Annotated in this window: 18 protein-coding genes, 1 pseudogene and 1 other annotated feature; of the genes and pseudogenes, 9 read left to right on the forward strand and 10 right to left on the reverse strand. The window is 37.4% G+C overall.

Annotated features, from left to right (window positions below):
* Positions 1 to 283: pseudogene (locus SBH76_RS03385) on the forward strand (IS1634 family transposase); the annotation flags it as partial.
* 299 nt (positions 284 to 582) lie between these two features.
* Entirely contained in the window at positions 583 to 996 is a 414-nt protein-coding gene (locus SBH76_RS03390; RefSeq protein ID WP_034214430.1) for a TOBE domain-containing protein, read from the forward strand.
* A gap of 67 nt (positions 997 to 1063) precedes the next feature.
* Here the strand turns inward: SBH76_RS03390 and htpG are convergent, their stop codons facing one another.
* The 4 genes from htpG to SBH76_RS03410 form a co-directional block, all read right to left on the reverse strand.
* A complete protein-coding gene (gene htpG, locus SBH76_RS03395) occupies positions 1064 to 3112 on the reverse strand; it encodes a molecular chaperone HtpG (RefSeq protein ID WP_317976778.1) in 2049 nt (682 codons plus the stop codon).
* Between the two features lie 132 nt (positions 3113 to 3244).
* Positions 3245 to 4768 (reverse strand): 4Fe-4S dicluster domain-containing protein, encoded by a 1524-nt coding sequence (locus SBH76_RS03400; protein ID WP_009662580.1) that lies wholly within the window; start codon positions 4766 to 4768, stop codon positions 3245 to 3247.
* Positions 4769 to 5010: 242 nt separating this feature from the next.
* The gene (locus SBH76_RS03405) at positions 5011 to 5640 is read right to left on the reverse strand and encodes a sortase B protein-sorting domain-containing protein (protein WP_317976779.1); all 630 of its coding nucleotides are present in this window, start codon (positions 5638 to 5640) and stop codon (positions 5011 to 5013) included.
* Positions 5641 to 5783: 143 nt separating this feature from the next.
* A complete protein-coding gene (locus SBH76_RS03410; protein ID WP_317976780.1) occupies positions 5784 to 7886 on the reverse strand; it encodes an elongation factor G in 2103 nt (700 codons plus the stop codon).
* Positions 7887 to 8190: 304 nt separating this feature from the next.
* On the opposite strand from SBH76_RS03410, the gene SBH76_RS03415 reads away from it, so the two are divergent.
* Both SBH76_RS03415 and aroA read left to right on the forward strand, forming a co-directional pair.
* Positions 8191 to 9282, forward strand: coding sequence for a prephenate dehydrogenase (locus SBH76_RS03415; RefSeq protein ID WP_317976781.1), 1092 nt, complete (start codon positions 8191 to 8193; stop codon positions 9280 to 9282).
* 10 nt (positions 9283 to 9292) lie between these two features.
* Positions 9293 to 10543, forward strand: coding sequence for a 3-phosphoshikimate 1-carboxyvinyltransferase (gene aroA, locus SBH76_RS03420; RefSeq protein ID WP_317976782.1), 1251 nt, complete (start codon positions 9293 to 9295; stop codon positions 10541 to 10543).
* A 53-nt stretch (positions 10544 to 10596) separates the two neighbouring features.
* Here the strand turns inward: aroA and SBH76_RS03425 are convergent, their stop codons facing one another.
* Positions 10597 to 11403 carry a CAP domain-containing protein gene (locus SBH76_RS03425; RefSeq protein WP_317976783.1) on the reverse strand — a complete coding sequence of 269 codons (807 nt, stop codon included), beginning with the start codon at positions 11401 to 11403 and terminating at the stop codon, positions 10597 to 10599.
* Between the two features lie 196 nt (positions 11404 to 11599).
* Here SBH76_RS03425 and SBH76_RS03430 point away from each other — a divergent pair, with 196 nt between their 5' ends.
* The gene (locus SBH76_RS03430; protein WP_290649608.1) at positions 11600 to 12082 is read left to right on the forward strand and encodes an RNHCP domain-containing protein; all 483 of its coding nucleotides are present in this window, start codon (positions 11600 to 11602) and stop codon (positions 12080 to 12082) included.
* Between the two features lie 64 nt (positions 12083 to 12146).
* Here SBH76_RS03430 and thrS read toward each other — a convergent pair whose 3' ends face one another.
* The 5 genes from thrS to SBH76_RS03455 all read right to left on the reverse strand — a co-directional run bounded on the left by thrS (position 12147) and on the right by SBH76_RS03455 (position 18720).
* Positions 12147 to 14102, reverse strand: coding sequence for a threonine--tRNA ligase (gene thrS / locus SBH76_RS03435; RefSeq protein ID WP_317976784.1), 1956 nt, complete (start codon positions 14100 to 14102; stop codon positions 12147 to 12149).
* Between the two features lie 44 nt (positions 14103 to 14146).
* Positions 14147 to 14339 (reverse strand) — a binding site (T-box leader).
* A gap of 52 nt (positions 14340 to 14391) precedes the next feature.
* Positions 14392 to 15609: an FAD-dependent oxidoreductase gene (locus tag SBH76_RS03440; RefSeq protein WP_034214449.1), complete on the reverse strand. Its 1218-nt coding sequence runs from the start codon at positions 15607 to 15609 to the stop codon at positions 14392 to 14394.
* 156 nt (positions 15610 to 15765) lie between these two features.
* Positions 15766 to 16131 carry a metal-dependent transcriptional regulator gene (locus tag SBH76_RS03445; protein WP_317976785.1) on the reverse strand — a complete coding sequence of 122 codons (366 nt, stop codon included), beginning with the start codon at positions 16129 to 16131 and terminating at the stop codon, positions 15766 to 15768.
* A gap of 151 nt (positions 16132 to 16282) precedes the next feature.
* On the reverse strand, positions 16283 to 18319 hold the full coding sequence (locus SBH76_RS03450) for a heavy metal translocating P-type ATPase (RefSeq protein WP_009662584.1): 2037 nt from the start codon (positions 18317 to 18319) through the stop codon (positions 16283 to 16285).
* A gap of 134 nt (positions 18320 to 18453) precedes the next feature.
* The gene (locus SBH76_RS03455) at positions 18454 to 18720 is read right to left on the reverse strand and encodes a DUF6110 family protein (protein ID WP_007591321.1); all 267 of its coding nucleotides are present in this window, start codon (positions 18718 to 18720) and stop codon (positions 18454 to 18456) included.
* 297 nt (positions 18721 to 19017) lie between these two features.
* Between SBH76_RS03455 and SBH76_RS03460 the strand changes: the two genes are divergently transcribed.
* The 4 genes from SBH76_RS03460 (at position 19018) to SBH76_RS03475 (ending at position 21893) form a co-directional block, all read left to right on the forward strand.
* Entirely contained in the window at positions 19018 to 19230 is a 213-nt protein-coding gene (locus SBH76_RS03460; protein ID WP_007591319.1) for a FeoA family protein, read from the forward strand.
* A 106-nt stretch (positions 19231 to 19336) separates the two neighbouring features.
* Entirely contained in the window at positions 19337 to 19561 is a 225-nt protein-coding gene (locus SBH76_RS03465; RefSeq protein WP_317976786.1) for a FeoA family protein, read from the forward strand.
* Positions 19562 to 19570: 9 nt separating this feature from the next.
* Positions 19571 to 21700 carry a ferrous iron transport protein B gene (gene feoB / locus SBH76_RS03470; RefSeq protein WP_317976787.1) on the forward strand — a complete coding sequence of 710 codons (2130 nt, stop codon included), beginning with the start codon at positions 19571 to 19573 and terminating at the stop codon, positions 21698 to 21700.
* A 52-nt stretch (positions 21701 to 21752) separates the two neighbouring features.
* Complete coding sequence (locus tag SBH76_RS03475; RefSeq protein ID WP_317976788.1) at positions 21753 to 21893, forward strand: FeoB-associated Cys-rich membrane protein; 141 nt, start codon at positions 21753 to 21755, stop codon at positions 21891 to 21893.
* Positions 21894 to 21925 lie beyond the last annotated feature (32 nt).

The following is a 21925-nucleotide window of genomic DNA, read 5'->3' on the forward strand; positions in this document are numbered from 1 at the left end:
AATCTATGGGCATTTTTTGATATGCTACCTTAGCTTGTTTCTTTTAAGAGTATTAGAAATCAAGTGCTTCAAAAATAAAATAAACTCTTATGACTTGATTAACTTTATGCGTGATTTTAGGGTGGTAAATAAAGTTGATAATACATATATAAATATATCAAGAGACCAGGCCGTTAACGAAAAGGTTAAAAAACTGGTTGGTTTTAGTAACCTTGATGCCCTTTATTTAACCAAAGCTGAAGTCGACAATTTCTTTCAAAACTGCATGCTCTTGGATACCTAGAGTACTAGGTTTTGAGAGAAACGACGGAAGTCAGGTTTTATATAAATGTCAATATAAAAATACATATTTTTTATATTTAGTATAATTATAACAGCTATCGTTTAGTGTTTTTTATAGAACAAGTGATTATTTTAATTTAATAAATATTATTATTGAAAGTCTAATTAACAACACACCCTCCAACCTTCTCCTACACCTCCTCTATAAATACCGCTTGCTATAATTAAAATTTATGCTAAAATCTATAGTATTGCTTAAGTTTTTTAAGCAAAATATTTTTGACCGGAGGTTTTTACACAATGAAATTAAGTGCAAGAAATCAATTCAAGGGAATTGTAAAGAATGTTAATGAGGGTGCTGTTAACGGCATCGTTACTATTGAAGTAAACGGAGAGGCTGTTTCAGCTACTATTTCTGTTAATGCTATCAAGGAGCTCGGATTAAAGGACGGAGCTGCCGCAATCGCTGTTATCAAGGCTACAGAGGTTATGGTTGCTACAGAGCTTCCAAAGATTTCTGCAAGAAACAAGTTCAAAGGTGTTGTAAAGAGCATTGAGGAAGGTGCTGTTAATGATATCGTAGCTGTTGAGACAAAGCTTGGTGTAGTTTCCGCTACAATCTCAAAGAATGCTGTAAAAGAGCTTGAACTTGCCGTAGGTAAAGAAGCTTATGCTATTATCAAGGCTACTTCGGTAATGGTAGGTATTGAATAATATTTTTAATCAAAAAAGACTGCCCTTAAGATTTCTCAATCTTTAAGTAGCAGTCTTTTTTATTTTATTATTTTAACTTAAGCATAAGCTCATTGCTTCTTTTTATAAACGCACTCATTCTCTCAGGTGAAAGCGGACTGTGTGATATTGAAGCCAGATCATACAACTGTTCACAGATCATGTCAAATAACTCTTCATGATTGTTTTCAAGAAGTTCCTTTACAAGCGGATGATTTGCATTGAGAACCAAAGTCTCTCCCTCTCCTCCAAACATTGAAGGATCCATACCCATCATTCCGTACTGCTTCATCATCTCCTGCATTCTTCTGCTCTCTTCAGATATTGTGATTACTGAAGAAATATCATCGCTCTTTAAAAGCTGTACAGAAACTTTTAATCTGTCATTGTGAAGAGCGGTCTTTACCTTTTCAGATAATGCATCATATGAAGACTTTGTATCTTCAGCTACCTCCTCAGTTCTCATATCATCTGTCATATCGGAATCTATTCTAAGGAATTTTACATTATCTCTTTTCATCTCAAGAGTTGAGATAAAAGGTACATCAATGCTGTGTGGCAATACTACAGCATCCTTTCCGGCAGACTTAAAGATATTTACATACTGGCTCTGCTCTTTTACATCATTTACATAGAATATCTGAGTTTTTTCAACCTCTTTTTTCTCTTCGGAGTTCTCAATATTCTCATCTGCAGAAGTTTCAACCTTATCCTCGGAATTTTTACTTTCATCAACAAGCTCGTTTAATGTAAGGTATTTATCATTTATATTTTTAAATAATATATAATCTTCTACCTTTTTACCGAACTTCTCGTCCTTAAGATAACCGTACTTTATAAACGGTGCGATATCATCCCAGTATTTCTCATACTTATCTCTCTCGGTCTTGCACATACCTGAAAGCTTATCTGCAACTTTCTTTGCAATATATTCAGAGATTTTTCTTACAGAACCGTCATTTTGCAATGCGGATCTTGAAACATTAAGCGGAATGTCCGCACTGTCTATTACACCCTTTAACAGTAATAAAAACTCCGGAATAACTTCCTTTATATTGTCGGCGATAAATACCTGATTGTTGTAAAGTTTTATTGTTCCCTCTATAGAATCATACTCCGTATTTATCTTAGGGAAGTATAAGATTCCTTTTAGGTTAAAAGGATAATCCATATTTAAATGAATCCAGAAGAGCGGCTCCTTATAATCCATAAAGACTTTTCTGTAGAACTCAATATATTCTTCATCGCTGCACTCATTAGGATGCTTAGTCCAAAGCGGATGTATATCATTTAGCGCTACAGGACGCTTTTTAATCTTTATCTTTTCCTTTGCAGGCTCTATTTCAACCTCTTCCTTAGTACCGTCTTCTTTTTCTTTTTCCTCTGTCTTTGCAGGCTCAATTATAGTCTCTATTACGGTATCGCTTTCTAAAAGCTCATCCTTTTCTATAATTTCAGTAGCTTCCTCGGCATCGATATCCTTTAAGAATATCTCTACAGGCATAAATGAACAGTACTTGTTAAGTATCTCTCTTACTCTGAACTCGTTTGCAAACTCATGGCAGTTATCATTAAGGTATAATGTAATAGCAGTTCCTCTCGAAGCTCTGTTGCCTTCTCCCATCTCAAACTCAAGACCGCCGTCACTTACCCAATGTACAGGCTTTGCGCCTTCTTTGTATGACAGTGTGTCAATGCTTACCTTATCCGCTACCATAAATGCGGAGTAAAATCCAAGACCGAAATGACCTATTATCTGCTCTTCATTTGTCTTATCCTTATATTTTTCTATAAAATCCACAGCACCTGAAAAGGCTATCTGATTTATATACTTTTCCACCTCTTCTTCAGTCATACCTATACCGTTATCTATAAAACGAATAAGTTTTTGTTTAGGACTGACTTCTACATTTATCTTATATTCATCTCCTTCAGGCTTTGTAAACTCACCTGCAAGGCTTAATTTTTTCAACTTTGTTATAGCATCTGTTGCATTTGAAATCAATTCTCTTACAAATATATCATGATCTGAATACAACCATTTCTTTATAATCGGAAATATGTTTTCACTGTTTATTGATAAGTTTCCCTTTTTCATTTCATCACCTCTCTAATAAATTTGCAAATATATTATTTGCTTTGCTATAACTATTATAACCATGAAAATATAAAAGTCAATAAAAAATTGGCACTCACCTAATATGAGTGCCAACAATCTTTTTTATATGTATTATTTAACCAACTTATCAAGCTCTTTTACAGATTCAGTCTCAATAGCAATACCATGTGTTGCCTTAGCCGCATACTGATTTACCGCACCTTGGGATTTCTTGATATTCTGCATTGTTCCCGGTCCTGCCACGCAGCCTCCCGGACATGCCATTCCCTCAAGAAGATATCCCGGATACTTTCCTGCTTTAGCCATTGTCATCATCTTTTTGCAATCTGCAAGGCCTTCCGCATTCATTACCTTTACTTCTCTGTCAGGATACTGACTCTTAATAACTCCTACAACCGCCTTTGCAACTCCTCCGGATACCGCAAAGTTTCTTCCGTCTGTAGATGCATCGTTGACACCGTTCGGATCTTCTTCAAGGTTTTCAATATCTATATGTTTTGCATCAAATATTCCGGCCATCTCTTCAAATGTAAGCACAAAGTCCACTTCACTTCTTACCTCTGTCCACATAGCCTCAAGCTTCTTTGCGGAACATGGTCCGATAAATACCACTTTTCCGTCCGGATGCTGTTTCTTTATAAGTCTTGCCGTAAGTGTCATAGGTGTAAGTGCCATTGATATACATTCAGCCTGATCCGGGAACACTTTCTTTGCCATCAATGACCACGAAGGACAACATGATGTACCCATAAAAGGTAATTTCTCAGGCACTTCATCAAGGAAGTCAAACGCCTCTTGTGTGGCACAAAGATCGGCACCTATAGCAACCTCAAATACATCTGCAAAGCCCAGCGCTTTCATTGCCGCACGAAGTTTTCCCGGTGTAACCTTAGGACCGAACTGACCTACGAAAGCAGGAGCAATAGCCGCATATACTCTGTCTCCCGACTGAATAGCTCTTATAGTCTGGAAGATCTGTGATTTATCTGAAATAGCACCGAACGGACAGTTTACAAGACACTGTCCACATGATACACATTTATCGTAGTCAATATCGGCCTTACCGTTTTCATCTGAAGATATTGCATCCATACCGCATGAAGCCGCACAAGGTCTTGTCTGAATAATGATTGCATTATATGCGCAAACATTTGCACATCTTCCGCATTTGATACACTTTTCCTGATTGATACTTGAGAATCCGCTCTCTTTATCTATCTTTACGGCACCTGTAGGACAAACCTCCGAACATGGATGTGCTAAGCATCCCTGACAACCGTTAGTTACATATACTCTCTTTTCAACACAACCATGACATGCAAATTTAATTATATTAATTAACGGTGGTGTATAATATGTCTCCGCCTTATCCGCAAGCTCTATACCCTCAGACAAAGGAGCATGATTAGCCGCACTTCTGTAAGGCAATCCCATAGCAAGTCTGAGCCTCTCACCTACTATAGCTCTTTCCAGGAAAACATTATTTCTGAAATTTCCCACTTCACCGGGAATAATCTTATAAGGAAGCTCCTCTATTCTTTTATCTACCGGCCACTCTGTGTGATAAGCCATTCTGGCAACTTCTCTAAAGATTCTATGTCTTATTTCCTGAATTCTTGTTTCAACACCTCTCACAATTTTCCTCCACTAAAAAAATTTTCCGTTTATAGTGACAATAGTTTCAGTATTTCTAAAACCGTCTTCTATACTGAGCAATGATATAATACTATATTTAAAAAATAAAATAAAGGCATATTGTTATTTTTTTATCAATTTCTTGTTTTTTATAAGAAACATACAAAATTGCATTAAAAAAAACGCAAAAACGGCAGACTGTACAGCCTGCCGTAAAATGTCTTATTTAATTTAACTTAAGATTAGTTCTCTTTCTTCTTTGTTGCAATTACAAATGCACCTGCTACAGTTGAAAGACCGAGTAATGCTGCATAAAGTCCCATTGCTGAAGCATCAGCTGTCTTCGGTACATTTAATTTTCCGCGCTTAGCTGCTGTCACATCACCCTTAGTAGAAACATTTGTGTTTCCTGCTGCAGGACCTACATTAGTTGCAGGAGCAGATGTGTTTGTAGGTGCAGGACCGTAGTTTGAAGCAGGAGTATTTGTAGGTACTGTTGTTGCAGTAACAGCTCTTGAACTTCCACTTCTTGATGAGCTGCTTGATGAACCGCCTCTAGATGAACCGCCTCTGCTGCTTGACGCTGTAGAGTTTGAATAAGTAGCTATAGATGGTGTTGCATTAGATGCTGTTGATCTTACTACAACTGTAGAAGTACCCGGTATAATAATCTTTGAAGGTGCCTTCTCTCCCTCTATTCCTATAATACGAGTTACATTTCCCTCATTAATAACCTGTGCGCTTGCAGCATCTGCAGGTTTTCCAGGAACGATTATCTGTGATGGTGCAGCAAAAGCAACTACACTACCTGAAACTAAACCTAAAGCTAATGTTAATGATAAAACTGTTTTTTTGATTATTGATAAATGCATGATATGATATCTCCTTTTTCATATAAGTTTTTTGATGAAGCTAATATATAACCTTATGAAAAAATTTTCAAGCACTTTAGTCAATATGTAAAGTTATAGTAAGATTTCTTACGATTGAACATATTTTCTTATAAATATATTTATTATTCCGTATCATTTTCAAGTTTGGAAGCTCTTGCCTCAACTTCCTTCTTCTGGATATCTCCCGGTGTCTGCTCATACCTTGCAAATTCATAGCTGAATACACCCATACCTCCGGTCATTGAACGAAGCTCGGTATTGTATCCGAAAAGCTCCAACATAGGAACATCGGCTCTTATAAGCTGTTTTCCGTGATTGATTGACTCCATACCGAGAACCCTACCACGTCTCTTGTTAAGATCACCCATAACATCACCTGTGAATTTATCGGGAACTATTACACTTACTGTATAAATAGGCTCCAAAAGTACAGGTGCGGCCTTCATAAATCCGTCCTTGAATGCGATTGTGGCAGCCATCTTAAATGCCATCTCGGAAGAATCAACAGGGTGATATGAACCGTCCAAAAGCACAGCCTTTACACCTACTACAGGATATGCGGCCAAAGGTCCCTTAATACAGCACTCAGCCACTCCCTTTTCAACTGCAGGGAAATAGTTCTTAGGTACCGAACCTCCGAATACAGTCTCCTCAAATACATATGGCTTCTCAAGATCTCCTGAAGGTTCAAAGCTCATCTTTACATCACCGAACTGACCGTGTCCACCTGATTGCTTCTTATATCTTCCAGCAGCCTCAACCTTTTGTCTGATAGTCTCTTTGAAAGCCACCTTAGGTCTTGAAAGTTCTATCTTTACTTTATATCTATCTAAAAGTTTGCTAACTACGATTTCAAGTTGTTGATCACCTATTCCGTAAAGAAGAGTCTGTCTGTTTAAAGTATCGTTCATATGCTTTAATGTCAAATCTTCTTCCATAAGTTTTGACAGACCTGATGAAAGTTTATCCTCTTCGCCCTTGTTTACGATCTTATATCTCATACATGTGTATGGTGATGAGATCTTTGGTCCGTGATAAAGGATAGGTGCATTCTTTAATGCAATAGTATCACCTGTAGTTGTTACACTAAGCTTAGCCATAGCGCCGATATCACCGGCAACAAGCTCAGGTACTTCTATAGCGTTCTTTCCTCTGAGTACATATATCTTTCCGGATTTCTCCTCTGTTTCCTTACCTACATTGTAGATTGTACTGTCAGGCTTTAGTGTACCTGTACAAACCTTAACCAAAGAGTATTTTCCTATGAAAGGATCCACTATTGTCTTAAATACTCTTGCAGATAATGAAACCTCTTTATTATATTTTGCTGTGAAATGCTCACCGTTACTTACGTCCACTCCCACACACTCTTTATAATCAGGTGACGGGAAATACTTTTCAATTGCCATCATAAGTGCCTTAAATCCCTGTGCGTCCACTCCTGAACCCATCATTACAGGCACGATATCTCCGTTGCAAATATTTTCTTTGAGTGCTGTTGAAATTTCATCATCACTGAATTCCTCACCTGAAAGATATCTTTCCATGTATTCTTCGCTTGTCTCGGCAACGGCCTCCATCAAGGCCTCTCTTGCAATCTTTAGGTTGGCTTCAACATAATCAGGTATCTCACACTCTACATAATCTGATAAATTTGTAAATCTTCTACCCTTCATCTTTACGACATTTACAAATCCCACGAACTTCTCATTTTCTCTAATTGGAAGATGGAAAGGTGCCACTTTTCTTCCGAAGCGAGTTTCAAGCTTCAGAAGCAGTTCACGATAGCTTGCCTTGTCATCGTCCATATTTGTAACAAAGAATATTCTCGGTAAACCGTATTCTTCACACAACTCCCATGCTTTTACTGTACCTACTTCAATTCCGGCCTTGCAATTGACTACAATAATGGCAGCGTCTGCAGCTGATACGGCTTCTTCCACCTCGCCTACGAAGTCGAAATATCCCGGAGTATCCAAAAGATTTATCTTTACACTTCCGGTATCTCCTTCATATTCTACCGGAATCAAAGATGTACTGATGGAAAAACCTCTTTTAATTTCTTCTTTGTCATAGTCGCTGATGGTATTTCCGCTTGAAATACTTCCCATCTTTGAAATATTTCCTGCAACAAAGCTCATGGCCTCTGCCACTGTAGTCTTACCCGAGCCTCCATGGCCAAGTAGTACGACGTTACGAATCTGTTTAGTTTCATAAACCTTCATAAGAGTATCCCTCCTTTTTAGTCAATAGACTTTTCTGATAAAGATATTTTACTAAACATACGATAAAATTTCAAGTTTTATATTCAATTTAGACAATGTAATTTACACTTTTATTATAGTTAAATCGTAATATATTTTTATAAAGTTTTTGTATAAATAGACTGTTTTAGTAAAGATAAATAGTCCGTATAAAGCCATATTACTATATCACTTTAAATTATTAAAGTAAAAGTAATTGACTAATGACTCCAAATGTACTAGACTTTTTATATTTAAAATTGACGTAATGTCGGAACGGAGGATTATGCAATACAATAATATAGCTTTTATAGGCTTTGGACTTATAGCTGGATCTATCGCCAAAGCAATAAGAAAATACAGACCCGAATCAATAATCTATGCCTATACAAACAACCGTTCCGAGCTGTTAAAAGGTAAAAGCGACGGGATTATCGACATTATTCTTGAAGGTATAGACAACACTCTTTCAGACTGTGATATAGTGTTTTTATGTACTCCGGTAGAGTTCAATGATAAATATCTTAAAGATATAAAACCTTATATAAGAAAGGATGCAATCATAACGGATGTGGGGTCCACAAAGTCCTCAATTCACAGTCTTGCAAAAGAACTTGAACTTGAGGATGTCTTTATAGGCGGACATCCTATGGCAGGTTCTGAAAAAACGGGGTATGACGCCTCGGATGCTCTGCTTTTGGAAAATGCTTATTATATGATCACTCCTTCCTCAAAAATAAATGCCGAAAAATTAAAGGTATTTTCAGGAATAATCGAATCAATAAAGGCTATTCCCTTTGTAATAGATTATCAAAAGCATGACAAAGTTGTTGCCACTATAAGCCATTTGCCTCATATTATTGCGGCTACACTTGTAAATCTGGTAAGTGAAAATGACTATGATGACAGAGTAATGAAAAGAGTTGCCGCAGGGGGATTTAAAGATATTACAAGGATAGCCTCGGCTTCTCCAATCATGTGGGAACAGATATGTATGCTTAATTCCGAGCCTATAAATATGATGCTTAGAAAATATATAGATACTTTAGAGGATGTATACTCACATTTGTCTTCCAAGTCAAGTACATATATCAACAATATGTTTGCAAAATCCGGTGAATACAGAAATTCTCTTGATACAAACTCTCAGGGACTTATTATTTCAAAACATGATTTAAGCGTGCATATACAGGATAAACCGGGAGCAATTTCCGTTATCTCCGCCATATTGGCCGCAAATTCTATAAATATTAAAAATATCGGTATCAATCACAACAGAGAAAAGGGCGAGGGTGCTTTAAATATTTCTTTCTATGATGCCGATTCCTGTGAAATGGCAGGCAAATTATTGAAGGAATATAATTATAAAATTATTTAACGGAGGAAATATGATAAAAGGTAGATTAAGGGTTCCCGGCGATAAATCAATTTCTCACAGAGCTGTTATGTTCGGTGCCATATCCAAGGGTATTACAAATATAAAAGGCTTTTTAACAGGTGCCGACTGCATCTCAACAATATCAATTTTTAAAAAAATGGGTATTGATATAGAAATAAAAAATACTGATGTTACAGTAAAGGGAAAGGGACTTTACGGCCTCTCTAAACCGGGTGAAATACTTGACTGCGGCAACAGCGGTACTACAACCAGACTTGTAAGCGGTATTTTATCCGCACAAAACTTCACTTCTGTCCTCACAGGTGACAAGTCTATACAAAAAAGGCCTATGAACAGAATTATAGCTCCTCTCACATTGATGGGCGCCGATATTAAAAGTAATAACGGTTTTGCACCTCTTACCATTACAGGAAGCTCGCTTCACGGTATTGAATATAACTCTCCCGTTGCCAGTGCGCAGGTAAAATCTGCAATACTTCTTGCAGGATTATATGCAGATTCTCCGACTACTGTGATTGAGCCTGCAAAATCAAGAGACCATACCGAATTGATGTTAAAAAAATTCGGTGCAGATTTATATACGACAAAAACCTCAGCAACAATAAATCCATGTAAGGAACTTTTTGCAACCGATATAGACATTCCTTCCGATATATCATCAGCTGCTTTTTTTATGGCTGCCGCAGTTTTGGTCCCGGGTTCGGAGCTTATACTTGAAAATGTAGGTATAAACCCTACAAGAGACGGTGTAATAAAAGTTTTAAAAGATATGGGTTCAAATATAGAAATAATCAATTCAAATGATGAGTTTGAGCCTGTAGCCGATATCAAAGTATCCTATTCAAAGCTTCATGCAACTACTATAGGAGGAGAAATTATACCGACTCTTATAGATGAACTGCCTTTACTTGCCGCCGTAGCTTCATTAGCTGAAGGTAAAACAATTATAAAGGATGCTGCAGAACTTAAGGTAAAAGAATCCAACAGAATAAAGGTAATGTGTGAGGAACTTTCAAAACTCGGTGTAAATGTAGTAGAAACCGAGGACGGTATGGAGATTGAGGGAACAAACAAACTTTTGGGAAATGTCACCATATCTACTCATGACGATCACAGAATCGCAATGACATTTGCAATTCTTGGACTGATTTCAGACGGTGAAATAAAACTTGATAATAAAAACTGTGTTGAAATATCATATCCGGGATTTTTTGACGATTTAAGAAAAGTAAATATTTAAAAAAAGCCGCCATCGATATATAACTGTGAGTATATACCGGTGGCGGCTTTTGTTTATTTCTGATGTCCGAAAAGCATTGCTACATAATAAAATCCGTTACTGTAATAATATCCGACTCCGGCATATATTGTAGATGCCGGCAGATTTTCTATAAACCCCTCACTTTGAAGCATAAGTTCATTATGCTTTGGTGAATTCTTAAATGATGCAATCTTTATATCTGTAGATGAGGAATTGTCCATTGTCAATATCTCAGATACTCCGATATAATTATTCGTTATATTGTTCACAGTATAAAAAGCCTGTCCGTCAGGTCTGGTATGTGCAAACGATACTGCACTCTCCTTTGCTCTTTGCTGTGCCGCAGCCATAAGTTCACTGCTTATCACCATTTCAGGCAATCCCTTGCTTTTTCTGTACTCATTTAACTTAATGAAAAGCTCCGCTCTTTCACCTGTATTCTCTCCTGTGATATGCATTGCCATATCAAGTCCTGCCTGTCCGGATTTTGTCATTACAATTCCGTTCTGCGTCCAGGCGCCCTCTCCGTTTAAATCATATCCGTCAGGTGATTTGGTATTCCTTAGCATTGCACTTTGCGGAAAAGCGCTGTTTCTTCCGTCATTAAAGAAATAAGCTTTACCGTCCACCCACTGCCAGCCTGTTAAAGTATATCCCTTTGTATTGAAGTAATACCAGTTTCCGTCGATATTTTTCCACTGTGATACGGGATATTTGTAATCATCAGTCAAGTACCATGTTCCCTTTGAATCATGCTGCCAATTACCTGCATATGAGACCATAGAAAGTCCCATACTCATTGACAAAGCCGCTGCCAAAACAACTAATCTCTTCTTCATTTTTTCTCCTACAACTCATCCTAAATCCATCAAAATATATTTTACATATGCAAATTTCTTGAGTATAATACAAAAACAAGTATTTTTATAACTTTTATACAATATAATTATATCAGACACATTAGGTAATTCATAGTGCCTGTTTGGTTAAACCAAATGAAGTATATTGTAAGAAATAGACAATGGAGAAGAAAATATGAGTCAAGATAAATTTGATTTGGAAGCGGCTCTAAAAAACCTTAACAGCGCCCCTTCATCACAGAAGAAAACCGGTACAATCAAAAAGAAAAATTCCGTAAAAATAGAACCTGATTACAGATATGAAGCATGCAATGACTCTTTCCCCTGTGCCAATTGTGGAAAAATGATAAATCCTGAAGGTGCAGGTACACATCACAGAAACCATTGCCCCTACTGCCTGTCTTCCATTCATGTGGACAATGAACCCGGAGATCGTAAAAGTGATTGCAAAGGCATTATGGAGCCTATTTCCATATGGGTTAAGGATAAGGGTGAATGGGCAATAGTTCACAGATGTAAAAAATGCGGTAAACTTAACACAAACAGAAGCGCCGCAGACGACAACCCTGTACTTTTGATGTCGATAGCCGTAAAGCCTTTGGCCTCACCGCCTTTCCCGCTACATTTACTGGAAAACGCACTTGATAAACAAAAATAAAGAGAGGGCAAAGATCTTTTAAAGGTCTTTGCCCCCTTCTAAATTCACATTTTATTCAGTTATTTTATTCAGTTACTTCTTCTTTTCTGATTTCTTTTGTTCTTATCTCTTTGCAGATCATATCCACAAAGTCTGAAAGCTTTTTACTTCCCTCATCTCCTGCAAATCTGCTTCTTACAGATACGCTTCCTTCAGCTTCTTCCTTTTCACCTACTACAAGCATATATGGAAGTCTTGAAAGTCTTGCATCTCTTATCTTAAATCCTATCTTCTCCGTTCTGGTATCAACAGTAGCGTCAACACCGTTTCTCTTAAGTTCTTTCAAAACGGAGTTTGCATAGTCTGCATATTTGTCTGATATAGGAAGAATTCTTACCTGCTCAGGGCATAACCATGTAGGGAACTTTCCTGCATATTTTTCTATAAGCCATGCAAGTGTTCTCTCATAGCAACCAAGTGAAGTTCTGTGTACAATATAAGGTCTTACCTTTGCACCGTTTTGGTCTATATAGTAAAGGTCAAAGTTTTCTGCAATAGCGGCATCAAGCTGAATTGTAATCATTGTATCCTCTTTGCCGTAAACATTCTTTGCCTGAATATCAATCTTAGGTCCGTAGAATGCAGCCTCACCGTCAGCCTCTGTAAAAGGAAGTCCCTTTTCTACCAGAATATTTCTAAGTGCAGCCTGTGTTCCTTCCCAATACGCCTCATCTCCAAGGTATTTTTCCTTATTATTCTTATCCCACTTTGAAAGTCTGAATGTTATATCATCTCTAAGACCAAGTGTATCAAGTACATATATTGCAAGGTTAAGACAGCTTTGAAGCTCTTCTTCAGCCTGATCCGGTCTTATTACATTGTGACCTTCGGAAATAGTAAACTGTCTTACTCTTGTAAGTCCGTGCATTTCTCCCGAATCTTCATTTCTGAAAAGTGTTGAAGTCTCACCCATACGATATGGAAGATCTCTGTAGGATTTTTGAGTATTCTTGTATACATAATACTGGAACGGACATGTCATAGGTCTGAGTGCAAGGATTTCTCCGTCATGCTGAGGATCTCCCAAAATAAACATACCGTCCTGATAGTGATCCCAGTGTCCTGAAATCTTATAAAGATCCGACTTTGCCATAAGAGGAGTCTTTGTTCTTACATAGCCCCACTCATTGTCCTCAAGATCTTCAATCCATCTTTGGAGTTTCTGAATCATCTTTGTACCCTTCGGTAACATAAGAGGGAGTCCCTGACCCACTACATCTACAGTTGTAAAGAGTTCCATCTCTCTTCCAAGCTTGTTGTGATCTCTAAGCTTGATATCCTCAAGATGTTTTAAATGTGCCTCAAGCTCCTCTTTTGAATTATAAGCTGTACCGTATATTCTTTGAAGCTTTGCCTTATTTGAATCTCCTCTCCAATATGCCATTGATGATGATATAAGTTTAAATGCCTTTATATCCTTTGTTCTTTGAAGATGAGGTCCGGCACAAAGATCAGTGAAATCTCCCTGTTTATAGAAAGATATCTTCTCACCCTCCGGCAAATCTTTTATAAGCTCTACCTTATAAGGCTCATTTTTTTCTTCCATAAACTTGATAGCTTCTTCTCTTGGAAGCTCAAATTTTTCTATATGCGCACCTTCTTTTATAATCTTTTTCATTTCGGCCTCAAGCTTGTCAAGGTCTTCTCTTGAGAAAGGCTCGTGGTCAAAATCATAGTAAAATCCTTCCGCAATGCTTGGTCCGATAGCAAGCTTGGCATCCGGGAAAACCCTTTTTACAGCCTCTGCAAGTACATGTGATGCTGAATGTCTTATAACTGAAAGTCCTTCCTTATCCTTTAGTGTAATAAGATTGAGCTCACAATCAGCTTCAAGTTCATCTCTTAAATCATGCATAACACCGTTTACTTCACCGGCAACCACATTTCTTGCCAAACCCTCACTGATGTCCTTAGCAATATCAATAATACTTTTTTTGCTCTCATATTCTTTTACTGAGCCGTCTTTTAATGTTATCTTCATATTTCCTCCATTTCCAATAATAAAAAATCGCCCCTAAACTTTCGTTTAAGGGCGATTGACGCGGTTCCACCTTAATTCAGATATATAAATATATCCCTCATTTGATTATAACGTAATCAACGTGCTGTATTAAAGCCACTCCGAGACGGTCTTCACATATATTTCCATAAGTTGCTCTCAGCCTCCAACTCTCTCTGTAATTTCCACATATGCTACTTTTCTCTTCTTCGTTTATGCACAATATAATATTACTTGATTTTACCTTTGTCAAGGTCTCAGTGTATTTTATTTATAAATTTTCCAAATAATTGAGCATACCTTCTACAGCAACCTTTGCCTGAGCGACCGCATCAACTACGGTTTTTGAGCCGTGAACCACATCACCTGCAGCAAAAACACCTTCAACAGTTGTCATGCAGTTTTCATCTACTATCAAAAGCCCTTTATCCGATGCTCTAAGTCCGTCTGTTGTAAGAACAAGCTTATTCTTAGGTCCGTTACTTACCGATATGATTGTGGAATCGGCATCTACATAGTCGAGTTCTTTTTCATAGTCGATTACATTGTCTTCTTCATCAAATATTGCAGTCTTAAATACAGGACCGTCATATGTAATAGCTTCAATAGCCTTACCGAATATAAACTCGGCGCCTTCATATTTGGCCGCCTCCACCTCTACAGAGTTTGCTGCAACTCTTTTACTTCTGGCATAGAGCTTTACCGTTCTTGAACCTCTCCTAAGAGCTGTTCTTGCCACATCCATTGCGGCATTTCCCATACCGATTATAGCAACACTGTCTCCAAGCTTATGTCCGTCAGGATTTGCCAGATAGTCCACACTGAAATGTACATTCGGCATACTCTCACCTGCAATACCAAGAGTCTTTGCTCTCCACACTCCGGTTCCTACAAATACAGCCTTGTAGCCGTCTCTGAAAAGATCCTTTATCTCCAAAGCTCCGCCTACTGCGGTATTGTTTCTTATCTTTATTCCCATTTTTTCCATCTTGTCATAGTATCTTTGCATTAAAGACTTCGGCAATCTGAAATCAGGAATACCGTACTGAAGCACTCCGCCTATTGTATTCTTTTCATCAAAAATAGTTACATCATAGCCTTCTTTTATCATCTTAATCGCTACAGTCATACCCGCAGGACCTCCGCCTATGACTGCGACCATCACATTCTTTCTCGGCTTTTTTACAAATTCCATTCTGTCCAGATAAAAGTCCGATATAAACTTTTCTATATCACAAAATCTTACCGGATTGTTTTTTCTGTTCATTATACAATTACCGAGACATTGAGCTTCATGGTCACAAACTATTGAGCAAACCAAAGATAAAGGATTGTTATCAAAGAGAATTTCTCCGGCCTCCATTATCTTTCCTTCTTTAAAAAGTGATATAACCTGTGGTATTGATGTTGTTATAGGACAATGACTGCTGCAAAGCGGTTTTTTACATTGCAGACATTTATTGGCCTCATTTACTATATGTAATCCCATATTTTACCTCTTACTTCCAACTAACTTAATATAAATCGGGTTAAGTTTACAGTGTAAATAAATATTTTTCAATAAAGTATCTGATAAAATACATTTAGATATTTTTTTGACAAAAGCCCATAAATCCGTCACAGATCTATAGGCTTTTTCTTTAGACTATTTATTCTTAAAATATTCCTTAAAACATTCAAATGTCTCTTCACTGATATAGTGTTCTATTCTGCAGGCATCTTCTATCGCTGTTTCCTTGCTTACACCCATCTTTTGTAAAATTTCACCTAATGCGATATGTCTTTCAAGTGTAGATTCAGCAATCTCCAGGCCCTTTTCAGTCAATGTGATATGTCCTTCATTGTCAACTTCAACATAGCCGTTTTCTCTGAACTTTTTCATCTGCTCACTTATAGTCGGCTTTGAATATCCCATTTCTCTTGCAATGTCAACTGCCCTTACAACTCCCGTCTTTTTCTTTAAACTGAGTATTGTCTCCAGATACATCTCGGCAGCTTCCTGTATAACCATAATTACCTCCTTCTTTAATAAATTCCTGCTTACTGTTTATGCTGATATTATACCTAAAAATGTCACAATTATCAAATATTTGCAACTTTTTTGGTTATCTTTGTAAAAATCGGACATCAAAAGATGTCCGAATATATTAAAATCATTTTTCTTAATTCTCCGGTAAGAGATTTGTCATACTTGAAAGTGATATACCTACAGTTGACAAATTGTGAAGCAGTGATGATGTTCCCGGAGCAAGTATTCCCAAAATACCAAGACCTATCAGAGAACCGTTAAATCCCATAATAAATCTGAAGTTTGAGTGAACTCTTCTTGTAAGCTTATTTGAAAGTTCTTTTAATCTTACAAGATCATTTAAATCATCAGCTGATATACATACATCAGCTATCTCTCTGGCAATTGCCGCACCTTCACTGATTGCAATACCGCAGTCTGCAGCCGATAATGCAGGTGAGTCGTTTATACCGTCACCGATCATTATTACGGTTCTGCCCTTTGCCTTTTCTTTTTCCACGTAGCTTGCCTTATCCTCAGGCAATACTTCAGCGTAGAATTTATCTACTCCTACCTCTTTTGCAATAGCTTCGGCCGTGTGGATATTATCTCCTGTCATCATAACTGTCTTTTTAATTCCGAGAGCTTTTAATTTCTTTAAAACATCCTTTGCTTCGGCTCTTAGAGGATCTGCAATCTCAATAATAGCTGCAAGTCTTCCTGCAATAGCCATAAACAGATGTGAATATCTGTGATCAAGCTCTGAAAGCTTTTTCTTAGCATCTTCACTAAGAAAAGCTTTTTCATCCTCAATTACAAAATGATAACTTCCTATTACAACTTTGTCACCTTCTATTTTACTTGCAATACCATGTGCAACTATATACTGCACCTCTGAATGCATCTCTTTATGACGAATCTTTCTTTCTTTAGCCTCTTTTACCACAGCATTTGCAATAGAGTGAGGATAGTGCTCCTCAAGACATGCAGCAATCTTTAAGAGCTGATTCTCATCATCTCCGTCAATTCCGATAATTCTTTCTACCTTTGGGCAAGCATAAGTCAGAGTACCTGTCTTGTCAAATACTATAGTATCCGCATTTGCAATTGCCTCCATAAACTTTCCACCCTTTACAGTGATTTTACTATTTCCGGCCTCTCTCATTGCAGAAAGTACCGCAAGAGGCATGGAAAGCTTCAATGCACATGAGAAATCCACCATAAGAACCGACAATGCTCTTGTTACATTTCTTGTAAACAGATATGTAAGTCCTGTTGCAAGTAATGAATAAGGTACAAGTCTGTCTGCAAGTCTGTTTGCCATATTTTCAGTATTTGATTTAAGCTTTTCACTCTCCTCAATCATAGATACGATTTTATCATATCTGCTCTGTCCTGTAGTAACAGTTACCTTTAACAGACATTCTCCCTCTTCTACTACTGTTCCTGCATAAACTCTTGATCCTGTTCTTTTTTCCACAGGAACGGATTCACCTGTAAGAGATGCCTGATTTAACATAGCCTCACCACTTACCATCTCTCCGTCAACAGGCACTACATTTCCTGTATGTACTCTGATTATGTCACCTGACTGAATCTGTGAAATAGGAACCGAAACCTCGCCGTCATCTGTTACAAGCCATACCTTATCTACATTTAATGACATACTTCTCGCAAGGTCGTCTACAGACTTCTTATGTGTCCAGTCCTCAAGCTCATTACCTACACCAAGCAAAAGCATAAGTGAACCTGCTGTTGAGAAATTACCCTGTGCAATAGATATTCCTATTGAAAGTGCATCAAGCAAATCAACCTCAAACTTTAACTTAAACAAACACTTAAGTCCTTTATATATGTAAGGAGCAGCCTTAACAATTGTATAAATATTGTTGATTATATTTGGGAAAAACATATTTCTCACGCCTGTAAACATGAGCATTCCCACCATCTTCTCCTGAAAATCTCTTGTTATCTGTCTTCCTGAAGTACTTGGCATACTCTCAAGGAGCTTAGGATTATTATAATCAAATTTTTTAAGTTTATTTATAACTGCATCTCTTGTATTATCCTTATAATAAATAGCGACATCGCAGGTTCTTTCATATACAACGGCTTTTCTGATAAAATCAAAGCCTTCCAAATAATACTGAAGCAAATCCGCTTCTTTTACCGACATTCTTTTTTGAGCCATGCGCACACGCATTCTTCTGTTTGACTCATGCAAAATTCTACAATTCACTTTTTATCCCTCTACATCTTCTTATAACTTAAGGAAGAGTCAGACTCTTCCTTATACTAAAAACTTTATATTACTGATAAGAGAAATTACTCTTCGATGTTACCTTCAGCTTCCTTTGCTGCACGCTCTTCGTTGATATCCTTAGCCTCTGCTAAAATATCACTTGCATTCTCCTGTACACATGAAACTGTATCCATTACACATTCCTTCATACGAAGCACTGCTGCTGTACCCTGTGCATATGCCTTCTTAGCATCCTTGCTTGAAAGCAACTTAATTCCTGCTGTACCAAAGAGTGTACCTGCTGCAAACAAACCGAACTTCTTCCATCCAAAACCATTAAGTAAAAACATATTAACCTCCTTAAGTTAGCTTTAACTAAATTTAACAATTATATTTTATAAAATTTATTACGGTAATAATATAGCATAAACTTAAATTCTTGTAAATAGAAAATTTACCCCAAAACAAGGCTTTTCCACGTGAATATTGTATTTTATTAAATACTTTTTAGTTAGTTTTTGCTAATATTTGGCAAATTCAGTAAGTAAACTCTAACTTTTCCTTAAAAAAATCTTGCATTTAATGTTAGTGTATGCTAACCTATAGAATGTATTAGTATTAGACATGTTTCATGAAAAGGAGGAGTTATGATGCCATTACTTATGGCTAACTTAGGTGAAGAATACACAATAAAGCAAATCGGAGGTCGTGAAAAAGATAAGACTTTTTTAGCAACCCTCGGCTTTGTTGTTGACGGCAAAATCACTGTTGTCAATGCTATGGCAGGAAACTTGATAGTTAATATCAAGGATTCAAGAGTAGCAATCAGCAAGGAATTGGCCTCAAAAATAATGATCTAAGTTGCCCCTAAATTTTAATTATAGAATGTAAGCACTACATTCGCCAATGGATTTTCCATTGTATGTTTTCAGAAATCACTTATTATAATGCGGAAAGGAGAATGGAATGGATACTTTAAGAGATGTAAAAATCGGTGAGACCGTTACTGTTGCCAGAGTTCATGGCGAAGGTCCTATAAAAAGAAGAATCATGGATATGGGTGTAACAAAGGGTACAACTATTCATGTACGTAAGGTAGCTCCTCTTGGTGACCCTATTGAGGTTACTGTTAGAGGATACGAGCTTTCTATCAGAAAAGCAGATGCGGAAAATATTGAAATAACAAGATAAGGAGCTAATATGGCAATCAGAATTGCGCTTACCGGAAACCCGAATACCGGTAAAACTACTTTATTTAATGCCTTGACAGGTTCAAACCAGACAGTTGGAAACTGGCCCGGTGTTACCGTTGAAAAGAAGGAAGGAAAACTTAAAGGACATACAGATGTTATTATTACAGACCTTCCGGGTGTTTATTCTCTCTCTCCATATACATTGGAGGAAGTTGTAGCAAGAAACTATGTTCTCAATGAAAAGCCTGATGCGATACTTAATATAATCGACGGTACAAACCTTGAGAGAAACTTATATCTTACTTCACAGGTCACAGAGTTAGGTGTACCTGTTGTTATCGCGGTAAACATGCTCGATGTGCTTGAAAAAAGCGGAAACAAGCTTGATCTTGATAAAATGAGTGAAAAGCTTGGCTGCCCTGTTGTGGAAATATCCGCACTTAAGGGTACAGGTGTTATGGAAGCTGCAGAAAAAGCTATTGAAATAGCTAAGAGTCACACTCTTCCAAAGGAAAAGCAAGAGTTTGACAAGAATGTAGAAGAAGCTATCAAAGATATCATCGCTCTTCTTCCAAGCAGTGTACCCGAGCTTCAAAGAAGATGGTACGGAGTTAAGTTGTTCCAAAGAGATGACAAGGCTATTGAGCAGTTAAATCTTTCAGACAGCACATTGGCTAAAATTGAAAAAATTATAACAAAATGTGAAGATACTATGGATGATGAAGCCGAAAGTATTATCACATCCGAGAGATACAATTATATATCAACAGTTATTGCAAGTTTTTATAAGGTTAAAAATAAAGACTATGTAAGTCTTTCAGATAGGATTGATAAGATAGTTACAAACAGAATTTTGGGTCTTCCGATATTCGCAGCTATCATGTTTGCCGTTTATTATATTTCTATTACCACTGTAGGTACAGCAATGACCGATTGGGTAAATGATGTTTTGGTTGCAGAAATTATTCAGCCCGGTGTTCAAGGTTTCCTTGAGTCTGCCGGCGTTGCCGAGTGGCTTGTCGGTCTTATTGTAAACGGTATTATTGCCGGTGTAGGTGCCGTACTCGGATTCCTTCCTCAGATGCTTACACTCTTCTTCTTCCTCGCTTTCTTAGAGGCTTGCGGATATATGGCGAGAATTGCATTCGTTATGGACAGGGTTTTTAGAAGATTCGGACTTTCAGGTAAGAGCTTTATTCCAATCCTTATAGGTACAGGTTGTGGTGTTCCTGGAATTATGGCTTCAAGAACTATTGAGAGTGAGCATGACAGAAGAATGACGGTTATTACAACCACATTTATTCCATGTTCTGCAAAACTTCCTATTATAGCACTTATATCAGGTGCATTGTTTGATAATGACGCGTGGGTTGCTTCATCAGCTTACTTTGTAGGTATTGCCGCTATTGTCGTCTCAGGTATCATGCTTAAGAAGACCAAGCTGTTTTCAGGCGATCCTTCACCTTTTGTTATAGAGCTTCCTGCATATCACCTTCCTACAGCAGGTTCAATCCTCAGATCAATGGCTGAAAGAGGTTGGAGCTTCGTAAAAAAGGCAGGTACAGTTATTACACTTGCAACTATCCTTATATGGTTCCTCAGCTATTTCGGATTTGTAGACGGTTCATTTACATATCTTACTGAAGATCAGATGGATATTTCTCTTCTTGCAAATATCGGAAACGCATTTGCTTGGATTTTCGCTCCTCTTGGATGGGGTACATGGAAGCCTGCAGTTGCAGCTATCACAGGACTTATGGCAAAAGAGAATGTCGTAGGTACATTCGGTATTCTATACCATGTATCTGATGTCAATGCCGACACAGGTGAGGGTATCTGGCAGCTTTTACGTGCCGACTACACACCTATCTCAGCATATTCATTCCTTGTATTCAACCTTCTGTGTGCTCCTTGTATTGCAGCGATGAGTGCTATCAGAAGAGAGATGAACAGTGTAAAATGGTTCTGGACTGCTGTAGGATATCAATGTGTGTTTGCCTATATCGTAGCTATGATTATATATCAGATAGGATCACTTATAATTACAGGTAAGTTCGGTATCGGTACAATCTTCGGATTTATCGGAATCGCAGCTATTATTTACGGTCTTGTGCGCAAGCCTTCTGAAGAAAAATAATATATTCTAAAAGCTTACGCATAAATTGTTTTATTAAAGAAAGGAGATCATTATGGTAGCAACAGTTGTTATTTCAGCTGCATTGGTCGGCGTAGTAGGTCTTATTATAAGATCAATTTATAAAGATAAGAAAAGTGGAAAATCCTCCTGTGGTGGAGGATGTGGTGGTTGCTCAGGCAGCTGTCATACCTGATTCTTTATTCAAATATTGGTATCCAATAAAAA

Origin of the sequence: Lachnoanaerobaculum sanguinis, from assembly GCF_033242365.1 — a bacterium.
In the GTDB taxonomy this organism is placed as follows: domain Bacteria; phylum Bacillota; class Clostridia; order Lachnospirales; family Lachnospiraceae; genus Lachnoanaerobaculum; species Lachnoanaerobaculum sanguinis.